Source organism: Maritalea sp. S77, from assembly GCF_049801075.1.
Classification (GTDB): Bacteria; Pseudomonadota; Alphaproteobacteria; order Rhizobiales; family Devosiaceae; genus Maritalea.
On record NZ_JBNAGG010000003.1, the window covers coordinates 234,047 to 254,600 of the forward strand.

Annotated in this window: 20 protein-coding genes; 9 read left to right on the top strand and 11 right to left on the bottom strand. The window is 52.8% G+C overall.

The genetic code is table 11. The features are described 5' to 3' along the window. Positions 1 to 840 carry an S-formylglutathione hydrolase gene (gene fghA, locus ACP15Y_RS11895; protein WP_424983306.1) on the bottom strand — a complete coding sequence of 280 codons (840 nt, stop codon included), beginning with the start codon at positions 838 to 840 and terminating at the stop codon, positions 1 to 3. Positions 841 to 1,120: 280 nt separating this feature from the next. After that, positions 1,121 to 2,230 carry an S-(hydroxymethyl)glutathione dehydrogenase/class III alcohol dehydrogenase gene (locus ACP15Y_RS11900; RefSeq protein WP_424983307.1) on the bottom strand — a complete coding sequence of 370 codons (1,110 nt, stop codon included), beginning with the start codon at positions 2,228 to 2,230 and terminating at the stop codon, positions 1,121 to 1,123. Between the two features lie 201 nt (positions 2,231 to 2,431). On the opposite strand from ACP15Y_RS11900, the gene blaOXA reads away from it, so the two are divergent. Continuing rightward, positions 2,432 to 3,232, top strand: coding sequence for a class D beta-lactamase (gene blaOXA / locus ACP15Y_RS11905; protein WP_424983308.1), 801 nt, complete (start codon positions 2,432 to 2,434; stop codon positions 3,230 to 3,232). An 18-nt stretch (positions 3,233 to 3,250) separates the two neighbouring features. Here blaOXA and ACP15Y_RS11910 read toward each other — a convergent pair whose 3' ends face one another. From ACP15Y_RS11910 to rsmI, 4 genes are read right to left on the bottom strand one after another with little or no spacing between them, the layout of a single operon-like run. Continuing rightward, positions 3,251 to 3,895 (bottom strand): MarC family protein, encoded by a 645-nt coding sequence (locus tag ACP15Y_RS11910; RefSeq protein ID WP_424983309.1) that lies wholly within the window; start codon positions 3,893 to 3,895, stop codon positions 3,251 to 3,253. Positions 3,896 to 3,941: 46 nt separating this feature from the next. After that, a complete protein-coding gene (gene gshB / locus ACP15Y_RS11915; RefSeq protein ID WP_424983310.1) occupies positions 3,942 to 4,889 on the bottom strand; it encodes a glutathione synthase in 948 nt (315 codons plus the stop codon). 10 nt (positions 4,890 to 4,899) lie between these two features. After that, complete coding sequence (locus ACP15Y_RS11920; RefSeq protein WP_424983311.1) at positions 4,900 to 5,277, bottom strand: YraN family protein; 378 nt, start codon at positions 5,275 to 5,277, stop codon at positions 4,900 to 4,902. Further along, entirely contained in the window at positions 5,274 to 6,164 is an 891-nt protein-coding gene (gene rsmI / locus ACP15Y_RS11925) for a 16S rRNA (cytidine(1402)-2'-O)-methyltransferase (protein WP_424983312.1), read from the bottom strand. The genes ACP15Y_RS11920 and rsmI overlap by 4 nt, the downstream gene beginning before the upstream one ends. Before the next feature lie 175 nt (positions 6,165 to 6,339). Here rsmI and ACP15Y_RS11930 point away from each other — a divergent pair, with 175 nt between their 5' ends. Together ACP15Y_RS11930 and ACP15Y_RS11935 are read left to right on the top strand one after the other, a co-directional pair. Next, complete coding sequence (locus tag ACP15Y_RS11930; RefSeq protein ID WP_424983313.1) at positions 6,340 to 7,614, top strand: penicillin-binding protein activator; 1,275 nt, start codon at positions 6,340 to 6,342, stop codon at positions 7,612 to 7,614. Between the two features lie 6 nt (positions 7,615 to 7,620). After that, the gene (locus ACP15Y_RS11935; protein ID WP_424983314.1) at positions 7,621 to 8,133 is read left to right on the top strand and encodes a flagellar protein FlaR; all 513 of its coding nucleotides are present in this window, start codon (positions 7,621 to 7,623) and stop codon (positions 8,131 to 8,133) included. Positions 8,134 to 8,657: 524 nt separating this feature from the next. Here the strand turns inward: ACP15Y_RS11935 and hemW are convergent. From hemW to rph, 3 genes are read right to left on the bottom strand one after another with little or no spacing between them, the layout of a single operon-like run. Beyond that, positions 8,658 to 9,821: a radical SAM family heme chaperone HemW gene (gene hemW / locus ACP15Y_RS11940; protein ID WP_424983315.1), complete on the bottom strand. Its 1,164-nt coding sequence runs from the start codon at positions 9,819 to 9,821 to the stop codon at positions 8,658 to 8,660. Beyond that, positions 9,814 to 10,452: an RdgB/HAM1 family non-canonical purine NTP pyrophosphatase gene (rdgB, locus tag ACP15Y_RS11945; protein ID WP_424983316.1), complete on the bottom strand. Its 639-nt coding sequence runs from the start codon at positions 10,450 to 10,452 to the stop codon at positions 9,814 to 9,816. The genes hemW and rdgB overlap by 8 nt, the downstream gene beginning before the upstream one ends. Beyond that, positions 10,453 to 11,178 (bottom strand): ribonuclease PH, encoded by a 726-nt coding sequence (gene rph, locus ACP15Y_RS11950; protein WP_424983317.1) that lies wholly within the window; start codon positions 11,176 to 11,178, stop codon positions 10,453 to 10,455. Between the two features lie 282 nt (positions 11,179 to 11,460). On the opposite strand from rph, the gene hrcA reads away from it, so the two are divergent. Together hrcA and grpE are read left to right on the top strand one after the other, a co-directional pair. Beyond that, positions 11,461 to 12,534: a heat-inducible transcriptional repressor HrcA gene (gene hrcA / locus ACP15Y_RS11955; RefSeq protein WP_424983318.1), complete on the top strand. Its 1,074-nt coding sequence runs from the start codon at positions 11,461 to 11,463 to the stop codon at positions 12,532 to 12,534. A gap of 87 nt (positions 12,535 to 12,621) precedes the next feature. After that, entirely contained in the window at positions 12,622 to 13,248 is a 627-nt protein-coding gene (gene grpE / locus ACP15Y_RS11960; RefSeq protein ID WP_424983319.1) for a nucleotide exchange factor GrpE, read from the top strand. A gap of 48 nt (positions 13,249 to 13,296) precedes the next feature. Here grpE and ACP15Y_RS11965 read toward each other — a convergent pair whose 3' ends face one another. Then, a complete protein-coding gene (locus ACP15Y_RS11965; RefSeq protein WP_424983320.1) occupies positions 13,297 to 13,716 on the bottom strand; it encodes a GFA family protein in 420 nt (139 codons plus the stop codon). A gap of 130 nt (positions 13,717 to 13,846) precedes the next feature. On the opposite strand from ACP15Y_RS11965, the gene ACP15Y_RS11970 reads away from it, so the two are divergent. Then, positions 13,847 to 15,922, top strand: a complete 2,076-nt coding sequence (locus ACP15Y_RS11970) for a putative bifunctional diguanylate cyclase/phosphodiesterase (RefSeq protein WP_424983321.1) — start codon at positions 13,847 to 13,849, stop codon at positions 15,920 to 15,922. On the opposite strand, the gene ACP15Y_RS11975 is transcribed toward ACP15Y_RS11970, so the two are convergent. Continuing rightward, on the bottom strand, positions 15,876 to 16,502 hold the full coding sequence (locus ACP15Y_RS11975; RefSeq protein WP_424983322.1) for an alpha-ketoglutarate-dependent dioxygenase AlkB family protein: 627 nt from the start codon (positions 16,500 to 16,502) through the stop codon (positions 15,876 to 15,878). The two genes, ACP15Y_RS11970 and ACP15Y_RS11975, sit on opposite strands and share 47 nt — an antisense overlap. Before the next feature lie 294 nt (positions 16,503 to 16,796). On the opposite strand from ACP15Y_RS11975, the gene dnaK reads away from it, so the two are divergent. From dnaK to ACP15Y_RS11990, 3 genes are all read left to right on the top strand, one after another. Continuing rightward, on the top strand, positions 16,797 to 18,710 hold the full coding sequence (gene dnaK, locus ACP15Y_RS11980) for a molecular chaperone DnaK (RefSeq protein ID WP_424983323.1): 1,914 nt from the start codon (positions 16,797 to 16,799) through the stop codon (positions 18,708 to 18,710). 70 nt (positions 18,711 to 18,780) lie between these two features. Further along, a complete protein-coding gene (gene dnaJ, locus ACP15Y_RS11985) occupies positions 18,781 to 19,929 on the top strand; it encodes a molecular chaperone DnaJ (protein ID WP_424983324.1) in 1,149 nt (382 codons plus the stop codon). A 78-nt stretch (positions 19,930 to 20,007) separates the two neighbouring features. Further along, positions 20,008 to 20,553 (top strand): NADPH-dependent FMN reductase, encoded by a 546-nt coding sequence (locus ACP15Y_RS11990; RefSeq protein WP_424983325.1) that lies wholly within the window; start codon positions 20,008 to 20,010, stop codon positions 20,551 to 20,553. Position 20,554: the final 1 nt, after the last annotated feature.

Consider the following 20,554-nt stretch of genomic DNA (forward strand, 5'->3'; position numbering starts at 1 on the left):
CTACCCCAATCGCGCGGCATGCCAGCGCAAATGGTCGTCCATAAAACTGGAAATGAAATAATAGGAATGGTCATAGCCATCGCGCATATTCAGCGTGAGGCCAATACCCGCTTTTTCGCAGGCATCGCGCAGCAACCATGGCTTCAGCCCGTCTTCCAAAAATCCATCAGCTTCGCCTTGATCCACCAACAGCGCATCATAGCGCGCGCCATCTTCGATCAGTTGCACCGCATCATATTGCCGCCATGCCTGCGGATTGTCACCCAAATAGGCCGAAAGCCCTTTGGTGGACCAGTCACAGCTGGAAGGGTTGACGATGGGCGCGAAGGCGGAGCAGCTTTTAAACTTGTCTGGATTTTTCAATGCCAAGGTCAGTGCCCCGTGGCCGCCCATGGAATGGCCAGAAACACCAATACGCGCTGGATCAATCGGGAAATCGGCCAGCACCAGATCATAAAGCTCGTCGCGCACATAGGATTGCATTTGATAATGGCTGGCCCATGGCGCTTCGGTGGCATCCAGATAAAAGCCCGCGCCTTTGCCCAATTGCCAATCCTCTGGATCGTCCGCCACATCCTCGCCGCGGGGTGAGGTATCTGGGCACACAATGATGATCCCCAATTCCGCCGCCATACGCCGATATTCGCCCTTATCCAACACATTTTGGTGGGTGCAGGTCAGGCCAGACAGATAGAATAGCGCGGGACATTTTTGAGTTTTGGCCTGTGGTGGCACAAACACGGCGAATGTCATCTCACAATTGGTCGATACAGCCTGATGGCGATAAACCCCTTGGGTGCCTTCAAAGACTCTGGCTTCGGAGATGGTTTCTAGCGTCATGTTTATGTTCCTTTATTTGCCGCAGGATGTAATGCGCACTGTCGGAGCTCTGCGCCCGTCCCCGGCACCCCAGTTTTTTACGCGCCGCCGTCGTTCGCTTCGCTCACTACCCCGGCATCCCCGCCTATTGGTACCCAGCAAAGACACTGAGCAGGGTATGTGAAATGACGGACGAGCATCGCGAGGACCTCGGGCCACTTTTGGCCCGCGCCCGCGCAGTTTAGGTGCTGAAAGCACCGCTCAACCGCGAACGATATGAGAAGGCGGCCCAAATCGTCTTCTAATACACCACTACGGAGCGGATACTTTCGCCGCTATGCATCAAATCAAAGCCCTTATTGATCTCATCAAGGCTCAGCGTATGGGTGATCATGGGGTCAATTTCGATTTTACCCTGCATGTACCAATCTACGATTTTTGGTACATCGGTGCGGCCACGCGCGCCGCCAAAAGCAGTGCCTTTCCAGGTACGGCCTGTGACCAATTGGAACGGGCGCGTTGAGATTTCAGCGCCAGCAGGTGCCACGCCGATAATGACGCTTTCGCCCCAGCCTTTATGGGCACATTCCAGCGCTTGCCGCATCAAATTGACATTGCCGATACACTCAAATGTGTAATCCGCGCCGCCGCCCGTCAAATCCACAAGGTAAGGCACCATATCGCCTTCCACTTCCTTTGGATTGACAAAGTGGGTCATGCCAAAACGCTCGCCCCAAGCTTTCTTTTCTGGGTTGGTGTCCACGCCAATAATCATATTGGCCCCGGCCAAACGCAGGCCCTGGATCACGTTCAAGCCAATACCGCCCAAGCCAAACACGACCGCGTTTGCGCCCGGCTCCACCTTGGCCGTGTTGATCACTGCGCCAATGCCCGTTGTCACGCCACAGCCAATATAGCAAACCTTATCGAACGGGGCGTCCGGGTTGATTTTGGCTAAGGCGATTTCGGGCACCACGGTGAAGTTGGCGAAGGTCGAGGTGCCCATATAATGGAAAATTTTCTCGCCATTGATCGAGAAGCGCGAGCTGCCATCCGGCATCAAGCCTGCCCCTTGGGTGGAGCGAATCTTTTGGCACAAATTGGTTTTCGGGTTGAGGCAATATTCGCACTCGCGGCATTCGGGCGTATAGAGTGGGATCACATGGTCGCCCGGCTTGAGCGAGGTGACACCTTTGCCCACTTCCACCACAATGCCCGCGCCCTCATGGCCCAAAATGGCCGGGAAAATGCCCTCAGGGTCAGCACCGGATAAGGTGAACTCATCCGTATGACAAATGCCCGTGGCTTTGATTTCCACCAGCACTTCCCCGTCACGCGGGCCTTCCAACTGTACAGTTGTTACTTCCAATGGTGCGCCCGCTTTGGTGGCGATTGCTGCTCTTACGTCCATAATGGCCTCCCGTTCTTTTGTTAAACGCTATCTGAGAATCAGCCAGATGGCGAGTGGGGAATTTCAGCAAATTTGATGTGGCCCGCAAAGCACAATTTCACTTTGCAATCAGGCGAACGCCGCCCTGTCCATAATCCCGCCATAATGGCTAGGCCAAAATTAGTCAGTCTGATTTGGGCCTTGTATTTGGGGTATTCTTTCATGCGTTTTAAACGTGCCACTTTATTCATTTTAGCGACAAGTTTTTGGGCACCTTCGGCTTATGCAGGGCATATATGCACCCTGATTGCTGATCCGGTTAAAAATGTGATTTTGACCGAAAAGGGCAAATGCGATGACCGCGTTACCCCGGCTTCCACCTTCAAACTGGCGCTGGCGATCATGGCGTTTGATCACGGCATTTTGAAAGATCCGCACACGCCCAAATGGGCCTTCAAGCAAGGCTATGCCGCGTGGGGCGGCAAAAACTGGCAGCGCGAGACGGACCCCACAGATTGGCTGACCTATTCCGTGGTTTGGTACTCGCAATTGATCGCCAAAGAAATGGGCGCCGAAAAGCTGACAAATTACGCTCATGATTTTCGCTATGGCAATGGCGACTTTTCGGGAGATCCCGGCAAAAATAACGGGCTGGAGCGTGCGTGGATTGCCTCGTCACTTGCCATCTCGCCGCGCGAACAATTGCAATTCATTGCCCGCTACATCAATCGCAACTTGCCCGTTTCCGAGGCCGCCTATGCCCATAGCCGCGCCGCCATGCCGACCCAAATGGTCAATGGCTGGCAGGTTTTTGGCAAAACCGGCATGGCCTATCCACGCTTGAAAAATGGTGCGCTGGACCGGGCACATCCCTATGGCTGGTATGTGGGCTGGGCAGAAAAAGGCAATCAGCGCCGAATATTTGTGCGCCTGCGCCAAGATGATCAGAAAATGGAAGGCTCCGCCAGCACCCGCGCAAAGTCCGGCGTGATGACAGATTTGATCCCCTATCTGCCCGACTAAGCGATAGGTTGGGATTATCTAAAGGCTCATACGGCCCAAAAGGCCACTGGTCATCAAGCCATCAAAGATAAATTGGACCGACAGCGCCGCGAGCAACACGCCCACAATGCGCGAAATCACATGCAACACGGTGAAGCCGAGAATGCGCTGCAATTGCGTTGCGCCCAGCAAAAACAAATAGGTGAGCATCAGGATCAGCAGCAACCCCGCAACAACGGCCACTTGCCGTGGCGGGTCGCCGCTGGCGTCGGCCATCAAAAGAATTGTGGCCCCAATTGCCCCCGGCCCTGCGATCAGCGGCGTTGCCAATGGGAAAACCGAAATATCTGATGATGATGCAGCTTCGGCATTTTCTTCATCTGTGGTGGAGGTGCCGCCCGATGAGCGCGCAAACACCATATCGATGGAGATGAGCAGCAACAGGATGCCGCCCGCCGTGCGCAAGGCAGGCAGGCTGATGCCGAAGATGGCCAATAAGGGTTCGCCAAAAAATACGAAAAATAGAAGCACCGCGCCGCCAATGACCACGCCTTTAAACACCATGGCCCGGCGTTCAGCGGCAGTTGCACCCGCTGTTAGCGCTGCAAATAACACCACAATATCTGCCGGCCCAATGGTGGCAAAATATGTGGTGAATGACACCAGAAATGTCTCAATTGGCATACGCGATCAGCCCTTAAACGCCCCAAACAAATGAAGTCTGGCACGCTTAGCGGCGTTTTTCAATCGCATCCCAAATCAGCGCGGCTATATCGGGGCCGCCGAAGCGTTTGATTTCTCGAATGCCCGTGGGCGAGGTCACATTGATTTCGGTGAGATAGTCGCCGATCACATCAATGCCCACAAAGATAAAGTCGCGCTCTTTCAATGCCGGGGCGATGGCAGCGCAGATCTCTTTTTCACGCGCGGTGAGTTCGCTCAATTCAGGGCGACCGCCTACATGCATGTTGGAGCGGCTTTCACCTTCCGCTGGAATGCGGTTGAGGCCAGCCACAGGCTCGCCATCGATAATGATGATGCGCTTGTCGCCCTTGCGCACATCCGGCAGATATTGCTGGATCATAAAGGGTTCGCGGAAACTCATTTCGAACATTTCCAACAATGACACCAGATTGTGGTCGTCTTGGCGCAGCAAGAACACGCCAGCGCCGCCATTGCCATAAAGCGGCTTGATGATGATATCGCCGTGGCGCGCACGGAAATCTTGGATTTGCTTGCGATCGCGCGTTACCAGCGTGGGCGGCATTAGCTCAGGAAAATCGGTCACCAAGATCTTTTCCGGCGCGTTGCGCACGTGATCTGGATGGTTCACCACCAGTGTTTTTGGATGCAACCGCTCCAGCAAATGGGTGGTGGTAATGTAATGCATGTCAAATGGCGGGTCTTGGCGCAGCAAGATGACGTCGAAAATGCTCAAATCCTGCAATGCTGACGGGTCAAGCTCAAACCAATGATCCTGATCGTCAAAGAGTTTGACGGGCGCCACTTCGGCTTTCACCACACCGCTTTCCAAGCTCAATGTGGCCGGGGTGTAATAATAAACCTCATGACCGCGCTGCTGTGCTTCAAGCATCATGGCAAAGCTGGAATCGCCTGCGGGATCAATGGCGGCAATGGGGTCCATTTGCACGGCAATTTTCAATTTTTTATCGGTCATAAGGCGCGTCTCACCCTTCATATGAATCTTCTGCCACAAAGGCATTTTGGATATGGACGGGCCAACGCCACGGCGCAAGCCCGATCACATCAAATTGTTGTTGATGGCTAGCATATTGCTCATTTTTGGCCAACCAATATTGCGCCGCCCGGCGATAGCGATGCGGCTTGATTTGCTCGATCGCCATCATCAATGCGCCCGGGCCGCGCCGGGCTTTCACTTCCATGAAAACAAGGGATTTGCCGCGTTTCGCCACCAGATCCAGCTCGCCCAAAGGGGTTTTTACCCGACGCGCCAAAATTCGATAGCCCTTTAAGCGCAAAAATATCTCCGCCACCCGTTCACTTTTGCGTCCAAAACGCTCAGCTTTTTGGCGGCGCTGTGTCATTTCTTTAGGTCCAACGCCGCTTGATAGACCTGTTTGCGCTTCAGCCCAAAGCCTTGGGCCACTTCATCAACGGCGCTACGCAAGGGTATTTCTTCAAGCCGATCCGCCAATATTTTTTGCCATTCATCCTCATTGGGTGGGGCGTCCATGCTGGCCCCGTCGAGCAAGATCACCAATTCGCCTTTGACATTCTGTCCCTCAAACTCGGCGGCCAGTTCAGCCAAACTGCCGCGATATATGGTCTCAAATTTTTTGGTGATTTCCCGTGCCACCACCGCTGGGCGGTGCTCCCCAAAAACCACCGCCATTGCGGCCAAACTGGCGGCCACCCGTTTGGGCGATTCATAAAACACCAAGGTTTCCGGTCGGGCGACCAGTTCTTTTAACCTGTCCTTGCGCGCCATTTGTTTTGTCGGCAAAAACCCTAAAAACGAAAACTGGTCCGTGGGCAAACCGGCCACAGCCAACCCCGCCAACAAAGCTGACGCCCCCGGCAATGCAATCACATCAATGTCAGACTTTGCCGCCTCGCGCACCAGCGGAAACCCGGGGTCGGACAAGAGCGGCGTGCCTGCGTCTGAAATCAGGGCTACAGCCTGGCCATTTTGCACCTGTTGAACAATATGTTGCGCCATCTGGCTCTCATTATGTTCATGCAAGGCTTTGCGTGGGGTTTTGATGCCAAAGGCAGAAAGTAGCTTTGCTGAGGTGCGTGTGTCCTCGCACAGAATCAAATCTGCGCCTGCCAAAATTTCAAGCGCCCGCAGCGTAATGTCCTTAAGATTGCCGATGGGTGTGGCCACAATATAAAGGCCCGGCGGGGTTTTCGACGCATTCATGCCATGTTCGCCGATAAAATAGCGTCGATCCGGGGATAATTGCGCCATAGAATTTGCTCAATTCCTAAATATATGTTGATTTCAGCTGTTAAGCGCTCACACTATAGTGTATCGCGCATCGGGGACAAGCATCGTCATCAGTGTCATTTGGCACATTTTGGAACGATGTTGAAATAAGGTTTGTGCACAAAGGCGGTGGCATAAACCAAATAGGAGTTTGGGCATGGCATTTATTCGCGCTGCAGCCGATAAAATCACAGGTACATCATTGAAACGGGGCCTGAAATATCTGGCCAGCATTGGGGCGGGCGTCGCCATGCTGGGTTGTACACCTGATTTCAATTTTGGCCCGTCCTCTGGTCTTGACCGGGGTTTGAACCGCCCGGATTTGAGCAACCAATCGAATTTGCCGCCTGCCAAAGGCGAGATCATCGGCGAAGGCAATGTTCGCGTGGCGATGTTGTTGCCGCTTTCAGGTAATGAAGGCTTGGCCACAGTGGGCACCTCCATGCGCAATGGCGCCAAAATGGCAATTGATAAGATCAACAGTTCTGCCGGTTTCCCCCGCAACGTGCAAATTGTGATTAAAGATACTGGCGGCAGCGCCGTCACCGCTCGCTCGGCCACTGCAGAGGCGATCACCGAAGGCGCAAGCCTCATTCTGGGGCCGCTGCGGTCTGACAGTGTGCGGGCTGCTGGCGCTGTGGCGCGTTCGTCCGGTGTGCCGCTGATCGGCTATTCCAACAATTCGGGTGCCGCTGCATCTGGCATTTATTTGCTCAATGTGTTGCCTGAAACCGAAGTGAAACGCTCCATTCAATATGCACAACGCTTTGGCCGCAAAAGCTTTGCTGCCATCGTGCCGCGTACGGCCTTTGGTCAAATTCAAGAAGGTGCCTTCCGTGTGGCTGCATCTCAAAGCGGGGCCAACATTCAAGGCATCTATCAGTTCTCAAACGAAACTGAGGCGCGCACCGCCGTTGAACAAGTGGTGCCATTTTTGCTCTCCGGGCAAATTGATGCCTTGTTTATTCCAGATCGGGCCACTGCCCCCTCTATCGCCGTGCTGCTTGAATCAGCTCAGATCGACAAAAACAGCCTCACATTCCTCGGCTCTGCCGATTGGGATGGGGACGACAGAATCAGCCAAACACCATTTTTGGCTGGCGCATTCTTCCCTGCTGTCGATGGCGCAGGATATGATAAACTTAAGCCTGAATATGAAGCGCTTTATGGCACAACACCGCACCCAATGGTCACATTTGCCTACACGTCCGTGTTGTTGGCCAACTCTTCCAGCCTGGCCACCTCAACGCCACCATATGACCGCAATCAGCTAACCCGCGCCAGCGGCTTTTCTGGCCAAGATGGCGTGTTCCGCTTTGGCAATGATGGCACCAACGAACATGCCTTGGTGATCAAACAGGTAGAACTGGGCGGCAGCCGCGTGGTGGACAGCGCCAAAATGCCAAGCGCAAACGTTGTGGCTTCGCAGTAATTTGCGATGACTCGGGTTAGCGTGATTGGAAATGCGGGTGGCGGAAAGTCTACACTTTGCGCCGCCATTTGCGCAGCACATGACCTTCCCAACATTTCGATTGACCATTTGCAATGGCAACCCGGTTGGGTGCCAACGCCTAAAGCCACGTTCAACTGCGCGCATCAAAGTGCGCTATCGCAAGATCGCTGGTTGATTGATGGTTTCGGCCCATGGGACAGCGTTGTTGAGCGCTTGAAGGCTTCTGACACCATTATTTTTGTCGATCATCCCCTCTGGCTACATTATTGGTGGACCACCAAACGCCAGATCAAGTCGATTTTCGTTGGTCGCCCCGATGGTCCCAACGGATGCCCCATGCTGCCTGTCACGTTTCGACTTTATAAAATGATGTGGCACGTGCACCGCGTACTTCGGCCAAAGCTTTTGGCGGAACTAAGCGAACGTGCAAAAACCTGCCGCATCATCCACATTCGCTCGCCCAGAGAGCTCAACACGTTCAAACGCAATCCGATTTAGATGTATTTTGTGGGGTTTGGCGGGCCCAAACGGTGGGCCGGGATCCTCGCCCTGCTCGTCCACCCTTTTTGTAAGTCTCGTCATCGGCGGCACAGCATCTCGTCACCCCGGGCTTGATCCGGGATCCAAGCAGAACATGCGAAGTGGCACCGCTGACATGCTTTAATGCCAAATCTCAACTGCTACATGGATTACCGGATCAAGTCCGGTAATGACGTGAGAAGGGGTTGCTACGCCTTGCACAATACCAGCAGGTGCGCCCGTCGGCGGCGTTGTCGCCTTGTCTGCACGGGCACGCGGGCAACAGGTGGCCTTTACTCCTCCCCCTTTTCTCTCACCTGCACAAAATCGTTGAAAGACACCAATCGGCGGGGGTGCCGTGGTAGTGAGCGAAGCGAACGACGGCGGCAGGAAAAAATACCAAGTGCGCCGGGGACTGGAGCGTGGCGTGCGGTGGCGGCAACATAAAAAGAGCCGGGGTGCCGGGAACGGGCGCATGGTGCACAGTGGCGGCAAAAAATCCCCTATGCCGCCAGATCTGCCACAACCGCATCGAGTACCGGAAAGCCTTTATCGGTGACACGCAAGTTGCCATTGTCGAGATATTCGATAAAGCCGATGCCCATCAAATGTTCGATTTGCTCTGACTTCAGCGGATGGCCCGCCAATTTTTGGAAGCGGAGTGGGTCAATGCCGGTTTTAAGCCGCAGGCCCATCAGCAAATATTCGTCGCCCTGTTCGCTGCGCGACAGCGCATCATATTCAACAAAGCCTATGTCATTTTCATCCACCCGCTCAGCCCATTTAAAGGGCATGCGTTCAGTTGAAGTCGCGATGCGTTTGTTGGCCACAACCAAGCGGCCATGGGCGCCGGGGCCAATGCCTGCATATTGGCCATAATGCCAATAAATCAGATTGTGGCGGCTTTCTTCACCCGGCTGCGCATGGTTGGAAATTTCATAGGCTGGCAGCCCGTGATCTTCGCAAATTTCTTGCGTGAGCTCATAAAAATGGGCGCCGAGATCGCTGTCAGGCATTTGCAATTTTCCAGCCTGAAACAGGTCAAAATAGCGGGTGCCTTCTTCGATGGTCAGTTGATAGAGCGAGATGTGACGGTCAGCGATGGAGAGTGCTTCCAACAGCTCTTCTTCCCACTCCTTCAGCGTTTGGTGCGGCCTTGCATAGATCAAGTCATACGAGAAACGATCAAACGTGGTGCGCGCAAGATCCAGCGCCTTTTTGGCCTCATCCACTGAATGCATGCGCCCCAGCGCCGCCAATGGTTCCGCCCGTAGGCTTTGCACACCAAGCGACACGCGGTTGACCCCGGCAAGACGGTAGTTTTGAAACTTGTCTTGCTCGACGCTGGTGGGGTTTGCCTCAAGCGTGATTTCCACATTGTTGGCCAAGCGCCAATTTTGGTTGATTGCCGAAATGATCCGCTCAACACTGCGCGGGTCCATCAAGGACGGGGTGCCGCCGCCAAAAAAGATGGAGCTGACCACTTGGTCTGGTACCAATTGTGCCTGATGCTCTATCTCTTTGATGTAGCGATCCACATAGGCCACTTCATCAAACGGGCCGCGATGCACATGCGAATTGAAGTCGCAATAGGGGCATTTGGCAGCGCAAAAGGGCCAATGGACATAAACGCCGAAGAGTTCGGGATCGGTGGCAAAATCAGCCAATGCAGCAGGCCTCTACAAATTTGGAGAAGGCGCGCGAACGGTGCGACAAGCCAATTTTATCTGGCGCCCAAGCGTGTTTCTCATCTTCAGTCATTTCGCCAAAAGTGCGGGTGTGTCCCTCGGGCAGGAACATGGGGTCATAGCCGAAGCCTTTGTCGCCGCGGGGCGGCCATACCAAGCTGCCGGAAACACGCCCTTCAAAACATTCGGTTTCGCCTTCGGGCGTCGCCAAGCACAGCACGGCCACAAAGTCCGCTGTGCGCTGGCCCGGGCCCATTGCGCCCTTTTGCATCAATTCAGTGTGCACCTTCACCATGGCATTGCCAAAGTCGCGTTCTGGGCCACCCCAACGGGCAGAATAAATGCCTGGCGCGCCATCCAGCGCGTCAACGCTTAAGCCTGAATCATCGGCCAAGGCCCAAAGATTTGCGCCTTTGGCGGCGGCCAATGCTTTGAGTTCGGCATTTTCTTGATAGGTGGTGCCGGTTTCTTCGGGTTCTGGCAAATCCAGCTCTGCGGCGGAAATAAGCTCTAACCCAAAGGAAGAAAGCAATGTGCGCAATTCGCGCACCTTGCCTTCATTGTGGCTTGCGACCACCAATTTTTGCCCGCGCTCTAAGGTGAGTGCCATTTAGATTGTTTCCCCGTTCAAGGCGCGTTTTTGCAGCTCAACCAATTCGCTCACGCCCTTTTGGGCCAAGCCGATGAGGCTTTGTAGCTCATCAGCGCTAAAGGGTTGTTCTTCAGCCGTGCCTTGGATTTCAACGAATTTGCCATCGCCTGTCATCACGAAGTTGGCGTCTGTTTCAGCCGCGCTGTCTTCATCATAATCAAGATCGAGCACAGGTGTGCCTTGATAAACACCGCATGAGATGGCGGCGAGATGTTCGCGGATTACATTGTCGCCCACGATCTCACGCTCTTTCATCCACGCCACCGCGTCACACATGGCGATGAAGGCGCCTGTGATGGAGGCGGTGCGGGTGCCGCCATCGGCTTCAATCACGTCGCAGTCAACAGTGATTTGGTTTTCACCCAGCGCCTGCATGTCCACAACGGCGCGCAGGGAACGGCCGATAAGCCTTTGAATCTCTTGGGTGCGGCCAGATTGCTTGCCCGCTGTGGCTTCGCGGCGCATACGCTGGCCCGTTGAGCGTGGCAACATGCCATATTCGCCCGTGACCCAGCCCAAACCTTGGCCGCGACGCCAAGGCGGCAAATTGGTTTCCACACTGGCGGTGCACAACACTTTGGTGTTGCCAAAGCTGATCATGCATGACCCTTCGGCATGATTGGACACATTACGTTCAATTTTGACGGTGCGCATTTCATCGGGCGCGCGTTTGGAGGGTCGCATGATTTTTCCTTGTGCTTTAAGCGTTTCAACCTGCTCTTAGCGGCTTCACGGCTTAAGGTAAAGGGATCGTTAAGGCCGAACCCGGCGGAACTAGAGCTCAAACTGTAATTTTGTGAAATTTTACAAGAGTTCAGCTCAATTTCGGCATAATTTTAGCTGAATTTTACTTAGCGACGTTGGCTTGTGGACAGTGGCCAAGGTGCATGGTTTTGATCAAGGGCTTGGCCTTGGCGCAAACAGCGCTTAAATAGTAGATCAGTGATCATCAAACGCAAAAGAGATATGACCAACAACCAAGATTTTCTATCTGTGCTGAATGCGCGTTCGCAGGATATTTTTCGGCGACTGGTTGAGCGCTATCTGGAAACCGGCGAGCCGGTTGGATCGCGGCAATTGTCGCGCGCGCTGGATATTTCATTGTCCCCTGCCTCTGTGCGCAATGTGATGGCGGACCTGGAGGATTTGGGATTGATCGCCGCACCGCACACCTCTGCCGGGCGTGCGCCAACCCAATCGGGACTGCGCTTTTTTGTGGATGCCATGCTGGAAGTGGGCGCAGTGAATGAAGAGGAGCGCCGTGCGATCTCGCAAAATTTTGCCGATGTGGCGCAGCATGAAAAGGTCGAAGATGTTTTGACCCAAGCCAGCCAAGTGCTTTCTGGCTTGTCACGCGGCGCGGGGCTAGTGATGGCACCCAAAGCCGATATCGTGCTGAAACATATTGAATTTGTGCAGCTTGAGAAAAACCTCGCCATGGCAGTGATGGTTGGTGAAGACGGACATGTGGAGAACCGTGTGTTCCCCATTCCGCCCGGCCTCACCATGAGTGAGCTGGCGCAAGCTTCCAATTATTTGTCGAGCTTTGTGGTGGGTCACACGCTGAAAGAAGCGCTGCAGCAAATGGAAAAGGCCCAGCAACGGCAGCAAACCGAATTAGATGATTTGACCAATGCGTTGGTTGAAGCCGGGCTGGCCACCTTGTCGAAGGACAATAATGACGCAAGCCCAACTTTGATTGTGCGTGGACGGGCCAATTTGATCAATGACACCATGGCCAATGAGGAATTGGACAAGGTGCGGCAATTGTTTGATGAGTTGGAAAGCAAGAAGGCAATTATTGATTTGCTCTCGGACACCCGCGATGCGGACGGGGTGCGGATTTTTATCGGCTCTGAGAATAAACTGTTCTCTCTTTCTGGCTCGTCGGTCATTTTGTCGCCTTTTACCGACCATAATGACAAGGTTGTTGGGGTTGTCGGGGTGATTGGCCCCACGCGACTGAACTATGCCCGCATCGTGCCTGCAGTGGATTATACGGCCCATGTGGTGTCAAAATTGATCCATAAGCGGGGCTGATGCCAAGACAAAGCTTGAAATTGATCGCCCAATGGTCGATATGCGGGGCAACAGCGAATTTTAACATGTAGAGTTAGAAGCCAAATGATGAGCGACGACGATAAAAAGCTAGACGAAACCGAACTTCAGGATGGGACCCAAGACGCAGAACAAGCGCAAGGTGAAGCCGATGCGCCTGAAGCTGCGGATCCGACTTCTGCTTTGGAAAGCGAAAATGCCAAGCTGAAGGATCGCTTGTTGCGTGCGGTTGCCGAAATGGAAAATCTGCGCAAGCGCTCTGAACGTGACGTGAAAGATGCACGGCAATATGCCATTGCCAATTTCGCCCGTGATATGTTGACGGCAACGGACAATTTGTCTCGTGCATTGTTGACCATGCCACAAGAGGCGCGGGACGAAGCTGAAGGCACCTTCAAATCTTTGATCGAAGGCGTGGAAATGACAGAGCGCGAAATGATCCGCCTGTTGGAAAAGAATGGGATTAAGAAAATTGAGCCGAAAGGCGAAAAGTTCGATCCGCATTTCCACCAAGCCATGTTTGAAGTGCCAAACCCTGACGCCGTGGAAGGCACCGTGACGGAAGTGGTGCAAGCCGGTTATGTGATTGGCGAGCGTGTGTTGCGCCCGGCTATGGTGGGCGTGGCCAAAGGTGGTCCGAAAACGGCGCCAGCCGCCACGGCTGACCAGGGCGACAATATCGATAAATCGGTCTAAAGCCCGATTATCCATTAAAGAAGTGCGAAACGACGCTTAAGGGCTCCCTTAAGCGTCGTTTTTATTAACGTCCTCAAAGACTTGCTGCGCTGTCTTTTTGACGCTGTTCTCGCTCAAGAAGCCCATATAGGCGGGCTTGGCATCGACAAATATTTCGCTGGCGATTTCAAATTCAGCATCATCAAACAGGCCTGCAGAATAAATATAATCTTTGCTGCCCACGGTGAGGTGGTAAAAAAGCGTTGTGCCACACTTCTTGCAAAAGCCGCGTTCCGCCCAGTCTGACGAGACATAGGTTTCAATGAATTCTTGCCCGCTGGCCTTTAATTCACTGTTGCCATGCACGCCAAGCAAAGGCCCGCCACCATTGATTTTGCGACATGCGGCGCAAAAGCATGCACCTATTTCATGAGGCAGGTCAGCCACCTCAATTTGCACCGCGCCACACTGGCATTTACCCTGTTGCATAGGTCCTTTTAACCCCCCGATTCATTTACGTTTAACTCTATTTTTAATTTATATTGCCTTTGAAGGCGATGTTAACCCAATTTGCCCAGCCGTCTTTTAATATGTCTACACTTATAATTTGGGGCATTCCATGACGGTTAACTGGAAAAGCAAAAAACTTTATTTCGCAGCAGGATTATTGGCAATTTCGGCCATCGCCGCTTGCATTTATGCCATGATGGCCATTCTCAATCACATGCTCTTGCAAGATGCGCGAGCTGATGGAGTTGGGTGGGCCGAAAACGCGGCAACACAAACACACAATATTGAGCGCTTGCTTGAGGGCGAGGCCAATTTTTCCCTCACAGAGCGGATTTTGCGCCAATTGCGTGACGTGGGAAATATTTACTCTGTTCAATTTTTGGCACCAAACGGCGAGGTCCGGTTTGAGGCCAACCAGTTTCATCCTGAGGAGACGTCTGGGCTTGCCGCCAACCATGATCATGATGAACATGACGTTGAAGGTGAACCACGCATTGCTGAGGCAATGGTTGGGCCTCACATGCATGTTGACGGCACATTCCACGCAAACTTGACGCACACGCTTGCAGTGGACCTTGCCAGCCACACGGTGCGGTTGGGAGCTGGGGACGGCCATCACGAACCCTTACACTACGCTGAGGTGAACCATCCCGTTTTGAAAGATGGCGTTCTGCAATATGCTTTGCGGGTGCGCGTGGACCAAACCGAACGGTTTACTCTGTTTCAGACGGCGATTTGGGAGATTTCACTTCTCTTGGGGGCAACAGCCCTTTTTGTGGTGGGCATCCCAGCCTATTTGAGCGTGCGGTCCCGCAAAGAGGCCGATTTGGCGGATCAACGTGCTCATTATCTGTCCAAGCATGATTCCATGACGGGCCTTGCCAACCGCAACTACTTTTTAGACAAGCTGGAGCGGCACGCTAACAAGGTTAAAGCTGGACAAGACAAGATCGCGTTTGTCGCCATCGACGTTGATGGTTTCAAAGAAGTCAATGACAGTTATGGTCATGATGTTGGTGATGAGTTGCTGATCCAATTTGCGGCGCAGCTGAAATATGAATGTCAAAATTTCCAATCGATTGCCCGCATTGGTGGCGATGAGTTCGCGTGTTTTACGCGGTTTACCGATGATGAAGAAATGCGCCAATTCATCGATAATCTTCAAAAATCAATGTCGCATCCTTACGAGATCAAGGACCATAATTTGATTTCCACCGTCAGCATTGGCGCTGCCTTTTATCCTGACGACGCCAAAGATGTGACAGATTTGATGAAGAAGGCGGACATTGCCCTTTACGCCGCCAAGACTGACGGGCGCAATGGCTATGCGATTTTCAATAGCGCAATGGAAGCTGAAATTGCATCTCGGCGCGAACTTGAAGCCTTGTTGCGCCACGCCGCGCAACATCATTCATTTGATTTATTTTTCCAGCCTCTTTATTGCAGCGAGCGCAAGTCGGCCTGTGGATTTGAGGCCCTGATGCGGCTTCGTGATCATTCAGGTGATTTTGTTTCGCCCGACAAGTTCATCCCGGTGGCCGAAGAGATGGGCATTATGGAAGAATTGGGGCTCGCGATTTTGCTTAAGGCTGCCGAAGCCGCAATGAAATGGCCAGATTATTTGCGCCTGGCGGTAAATTTGTCGGCAATGCAATTTGAAAGCGGCAATTTGGTTGCCCAAGTGGAGCAAGTGCTGAAAACAACGGGCTTACCCCCAAAACGCCTTGAGCTTGAGATCACTGAAAGCTTGTTGATGCAAAATACAAAGCGCAATATTAGCCAGTTGAACAAGCTAAAAGAGCTGGGCGTCTCCATCGCGATGGACGATTTTGGCACAGGCTACTCATCATTGGGCTATTTGTGGCAATTCCCTTTCGACAAGATCAAAATCGATCGGTCGTTTTTGGGCGGCGATGAAACCAGCAATGAAAAAGCGATGCAGGTCATCTCTACCATCATCGCGCTCGGCCATTCGTTGGAAATGCGCGTGACGGCAGAAGGCGTGGAAACCGAAAGCCAAGTGGACATGTTGCACGAATTGCAGTGCGACCAGTTGCAAGGGTTTTACCTCGGCCGCCCGACACCTGAAGCTGAATTGTCGAAATATTGGCTGGAAGAAGACGAGGCCATAACAACAATCACCTCGTTGGCGAATAGGCGGTTACGCGCCGCAGGGTCAGATTGATGCGCCCTCCATCAGGGAAATGCTCTGGATAGCCCGAGAGCAATTGCGAAGAATGGGGCAAAACCCGGTCTATGCCGTGGTAGGCCAGCCGGGTTTCCCCATCGAGCATAACAATATCGCCAGAAGATAATTCAAAGCTGGATGTTTTGTCCTTGCGGGTTTTGCCGCCCAGCCTGAACCGTGCCCGGTCACCTAGTGAGATTGACAATACTGGCGCATCAAACGTTTCTTCATCCCGATCCTGATGCAGGCCCATTTTGGCTGTGGTGGCATAATAATTGACCAAACATGCCTCTGGCGGCACGGGGCACCCGGTCAATTCATCCCAAATTTGCAGCAATTTTTGCGGCATTTCCGGCCAGCTTTGCCCGGTTTCGGGGTGGGTGGATTGATAGCGATAGCCTCCCTCCTTATCAGCGACCCAACCCAATGGGCCCAGATTTGTCATGCGTACAGAAAAGGATTTGCCGGTTTTGGGCATGCGAGGCACAAAAAATGGGGCCTGATCAATGGCGCTAACCAATTGAGATAGAATCTCTTTTTGCTCACCTTGCTCCAAGTGACCCGGAAAAAATTTCATTTTTATCGCTCCCACCATCGCTTTTCAGTCTGATTGTCGTTATATAGCCCCGTTTGATAAGTCGGGGACAGGTTTTCCTGTCATTGAATCGAGATAAAAGCGCGCTTAGATTTTTTTAAAATTTCTTGGCTATGCGCTTGAAGCAGGCCAAGGGCCTTCTTATATGTCGATCAATACCAAGGGATGTGCGGCGGCGCATTCCAAATCTTAAGGGACCCGAGCGGCCAAAGGGGCCGATTTAAGACTGCTGGAAACGGGGTCAGACGTGGGTCTGCCAACAAAGAGGTTGAATAAATGGGTAAAGTAATTGGGATTGACCTTGGGACCACCAACTCATGTATCGCTGTGATGGATGGTTCCGAGCCAAAAGTTGTTGAAAATGCGGAAGGCGCCCGCACCACCCCATCCATGGTGGCTTTCACAGAAGATGAGCGCCTTGTTGGTCAGCCGGCAAAACGCCAGGCGGTAACCAACCCTGAAGACACACTTTTTGCGATTAAACGCCTTATTGGTCGTCGTTTCGAAGACCCAATGGTGGAAAAAGACAAAAAGCTTGTGCCTTACAAAATTGTCAAAGCTGACAATGGTGACGCCTGGGTTGAAGCCCGCGGCGAAAAGCACTCTCCATCACAAGTTTCTGCCATGATCCTTCAGAAAATGAAGGAAACAGCGGAAAGCTATTTGGGTGAAGATGTAACCCAAGCTGTGATCACTGTGCCGGCTTACTTTAACGATAGCCAGCGCCAAGCCACTAAAGATGCCGGTAAAATTGCCGGTTTGGAAGTGTTGCGGATCATCAATGAGCCAACAGCAGCTGCGCTTGCTTATGGTTTGGACAAGAAAGAAGCAGGCACCATCGCGGTTTATGACCTTGGTGGCGGTACTTTCGATATCTCGATCCTTGAAATTGGCGACGGCGTTTTTGAAGTGAAGTCCACCAATGGTGACACCTTCTTGGGTGGTGAAGACTTTGACATGCGTATGGTCGATTATTTGGCCGACGAGTTCAAAAACGAGAACGGCATTGATTTGCGTGGCGACAAGCTGGCCCTACAGCGCTTGAAAGAAGCTGCTGAAAAGGCAAAAATCGAGCTTTCTTCTGCCACACAGACCGAAGTGAACTTGCCATTTATCACGGCTGACCAATCTGGCCCGAAACACCTTCAGTTAAAGCTGACACGTGCGAAGCTGGAACAATTGGTTGCTGAATTGGTGAAGCGCACCATCGACCCTTGTAAAGCTGCATTGAAAGATGCTGGCATTTCAGCAGCCGAAATTGACGAAGTTGTTTTGGTTGGCGGGATGACCCGTATGCCGAAAATCCAGGAAACTGTGAAAGAATTCTTCGGCAAAGAGCCACATAAGGGTGTGAACCCTGACGAAGTTGTGGCCATGGGTGCTGCTATTCAGGCTGGCGTGTTGCAAGGTGACGTGAAAGACGTTCTGTTGCTTGACGTGACACCATTGTCTTTGGGCATCGAAACATTGGGCGGCGTGTTCACACGCTTGATTGATCGGAACACAACCATTCCGACTAAGAAAAGCCAAGTGTTCTCAACAGCAGAAGACAATCAGTCAGCTGTGACCATTCGGGTTTCACAAGGTGAGCGCGAAATGGCGGCAGACAACAAGCTGCTCGGCCAATTTGATTTGGTGGGTATTCCCCCCGCGCCACGCGGTGTGCCGCAAGTTGAGGTGACCTTCGATATCGATGCCAACGGCATTGTGAATGTGTCTGCCAAAGACAAAGGCACTGGCAAAGAACAGCAAATCCGCATTCAGGCCTCTGGCGGTCTCTCAGATGATGAGATCGAAAATATGGTCAAAGATGCGGAAGCCAACGCGGATGCGGATAAAAAGCGTCGCGAATCTGTGGAAGCGAAAAACCAAGCGGAAGCTTTGGTGCACTCAACCGAGAACTCGCTTTCAGAACATGGCGACAAGCTTGATGACGAAACCAAATCAGCCATTGAAGATGCTTTGGCTGACTTGAAATCAGCGCTTGAAGGCGACGATGCGGAAGTGATCAAAGAGAAAACCGCAGCGCTTGCTCAAAGCTCCATGAAACTTGGCGAAGCTATGTATCAAGCCTCACAAGATGAGGAAAATGGCGACCAAGAAGATGCTGGCGACGACAATGCAGATGACGTTGTTGACGCAGATTTTGAAGAGGTCAAAGACGACGAAGACGACAAGAAGTCTTCATAAAACCTCTCGCGCACAAATGGCGGGGTCAGTTTAAGGCTGGGCCCGCCATCAATCTTGGAGCTTAAGCGCCATGGAAAAACGTGACTTTTACGAGGTTTTGGGCGTCGACAAATCTGTCGATGACAAGGCTCTCAAGTCAGCTTATCGCAAATTGGCCATGAAATATCACCCGGACCGCAACCCCGGGGACGATGAAGCTGAGGCCAAATTCAAAGAAGTTTCTGAAGCCTATGACACGCTGAAAGATGCGCAAAAACGTGCAGCTTATGACCGATTCGGCCATGCAGCGTTTCAAAATGGCGGCGGCGGAGGTGGTGCCCACGGATTTGGCGCCGATTTCTCCTCCTCCATGTCCGATATTTTCGAAGATATTTTCGGCGATTTTATGGGCGGTGGCGGCCAACGTCGCGGTCGTAATTCGCAATTGCGCGGCTCAGACCTGCGCTACAATCTCGAAATTGATCTGGAAGAAGCCTATGAGGGACGCACCGTCGAAATTGACGTGCCGACCATGGCAGAATGCGACACCTGCACCGGCACTGGGGCGAAACCGGGCACAGGTTTTTCAACCTGTGGCACCTGTTCGGGCCACGGCAAAGTGCGCGCGGCGCAAGGTTTTTTCACCATCGAACGCACTTGCCCGCAATGTCACGGCCGGGGCGAAACCATGGATCAACCTTGTACAGATTGTTCTGGCCAAGGGCGGCGGCAAGAAAACCGCAACCTTAGCGTAGATGTGCCGCAAGGCATTGAAGACGGCACCCGCATTCGCCTTTCTGGCGAAGGGGAAGCCGGGATGCGCGGTGGTCCATCGGGCGATCTATATATTTTCATCTCCATTCGCCCGCACGAACTGTTCCAGCGCGATGGCGCGGACCTGTTCTGCCGTGTGCCCATCTCCATGACCACAGCGGCGCTTGGGGGTGAATTTGAAGTGCCCGGACTCGATGGCAGCCGCGCCCGCGTGAAAGTGCCTCAGGGCACTCAAGCGGGCCAGCGTGTGCGCCTTAAGAGCAAAGGGATGCCTGTGCTGCGCTCTTCGCAGGTCGGTGACATGTATATTCAGATGGATGTGGAAACACCGCAAAATCTGACCAAGCGTCAAAAAGAGCTGCTGCAAGAGTTCGATGATCTGTCGACCAAGGAGAACAACCCCTCGTCAAATGGGTTCTTTTCTAAAATCAAAAGCCTGTTCGAAGGCCTCGCTGATAGCAAATAATAAGAAAAAACTTATTAAAAGGCTTGACGCGGGCGTTCTGATGGGTTTGTTTGCCGCCAATTAGGAAGAGAGATCATTATGGCTAAGTTTTTGGCGGTTTCCGGGTCCATTCGGCAAGGTTCATATAATGTGGAGCTGGCGCACTATATGGTGCGCCGCGCACAGGAAAAGGGATGGGATGCAGAATATATTGATCTGCATGACTATCCGATGCCTCTGTTCAATGAAGATCTGGAGCAAGGCGAAAAACCAGAATGCGCATTGGCTTTGGCCAAACGCTTTGCCGAAGCAGATGCCGTTTTTCTGGCCTCGCCTGAATATAATGGCTCTGTGACGCCCATTCTTAAAAACACCATTGATTGGCTGACCCGCCAGGGCCAAGGCGCATTTTCTCATGCGATTTTTGGCATTGGCTCCGTCTCCTCCGGCGCGTTGGCCGGCGTGATGGCGCTTTCGCATATGCGTGATATTTTGTCGAAACTCAGCGCTTTGATGGCGCCCACTCCATTAGGCATCGGCATGGGCGCAACGGCCTTTAATGAAGAAGGCGAAATCGCCGACCCGCGGATCAAGGCCCGGGCTGACAAATTGGTGGATGAACTGACCAGCATTAAGCGAGGATAGA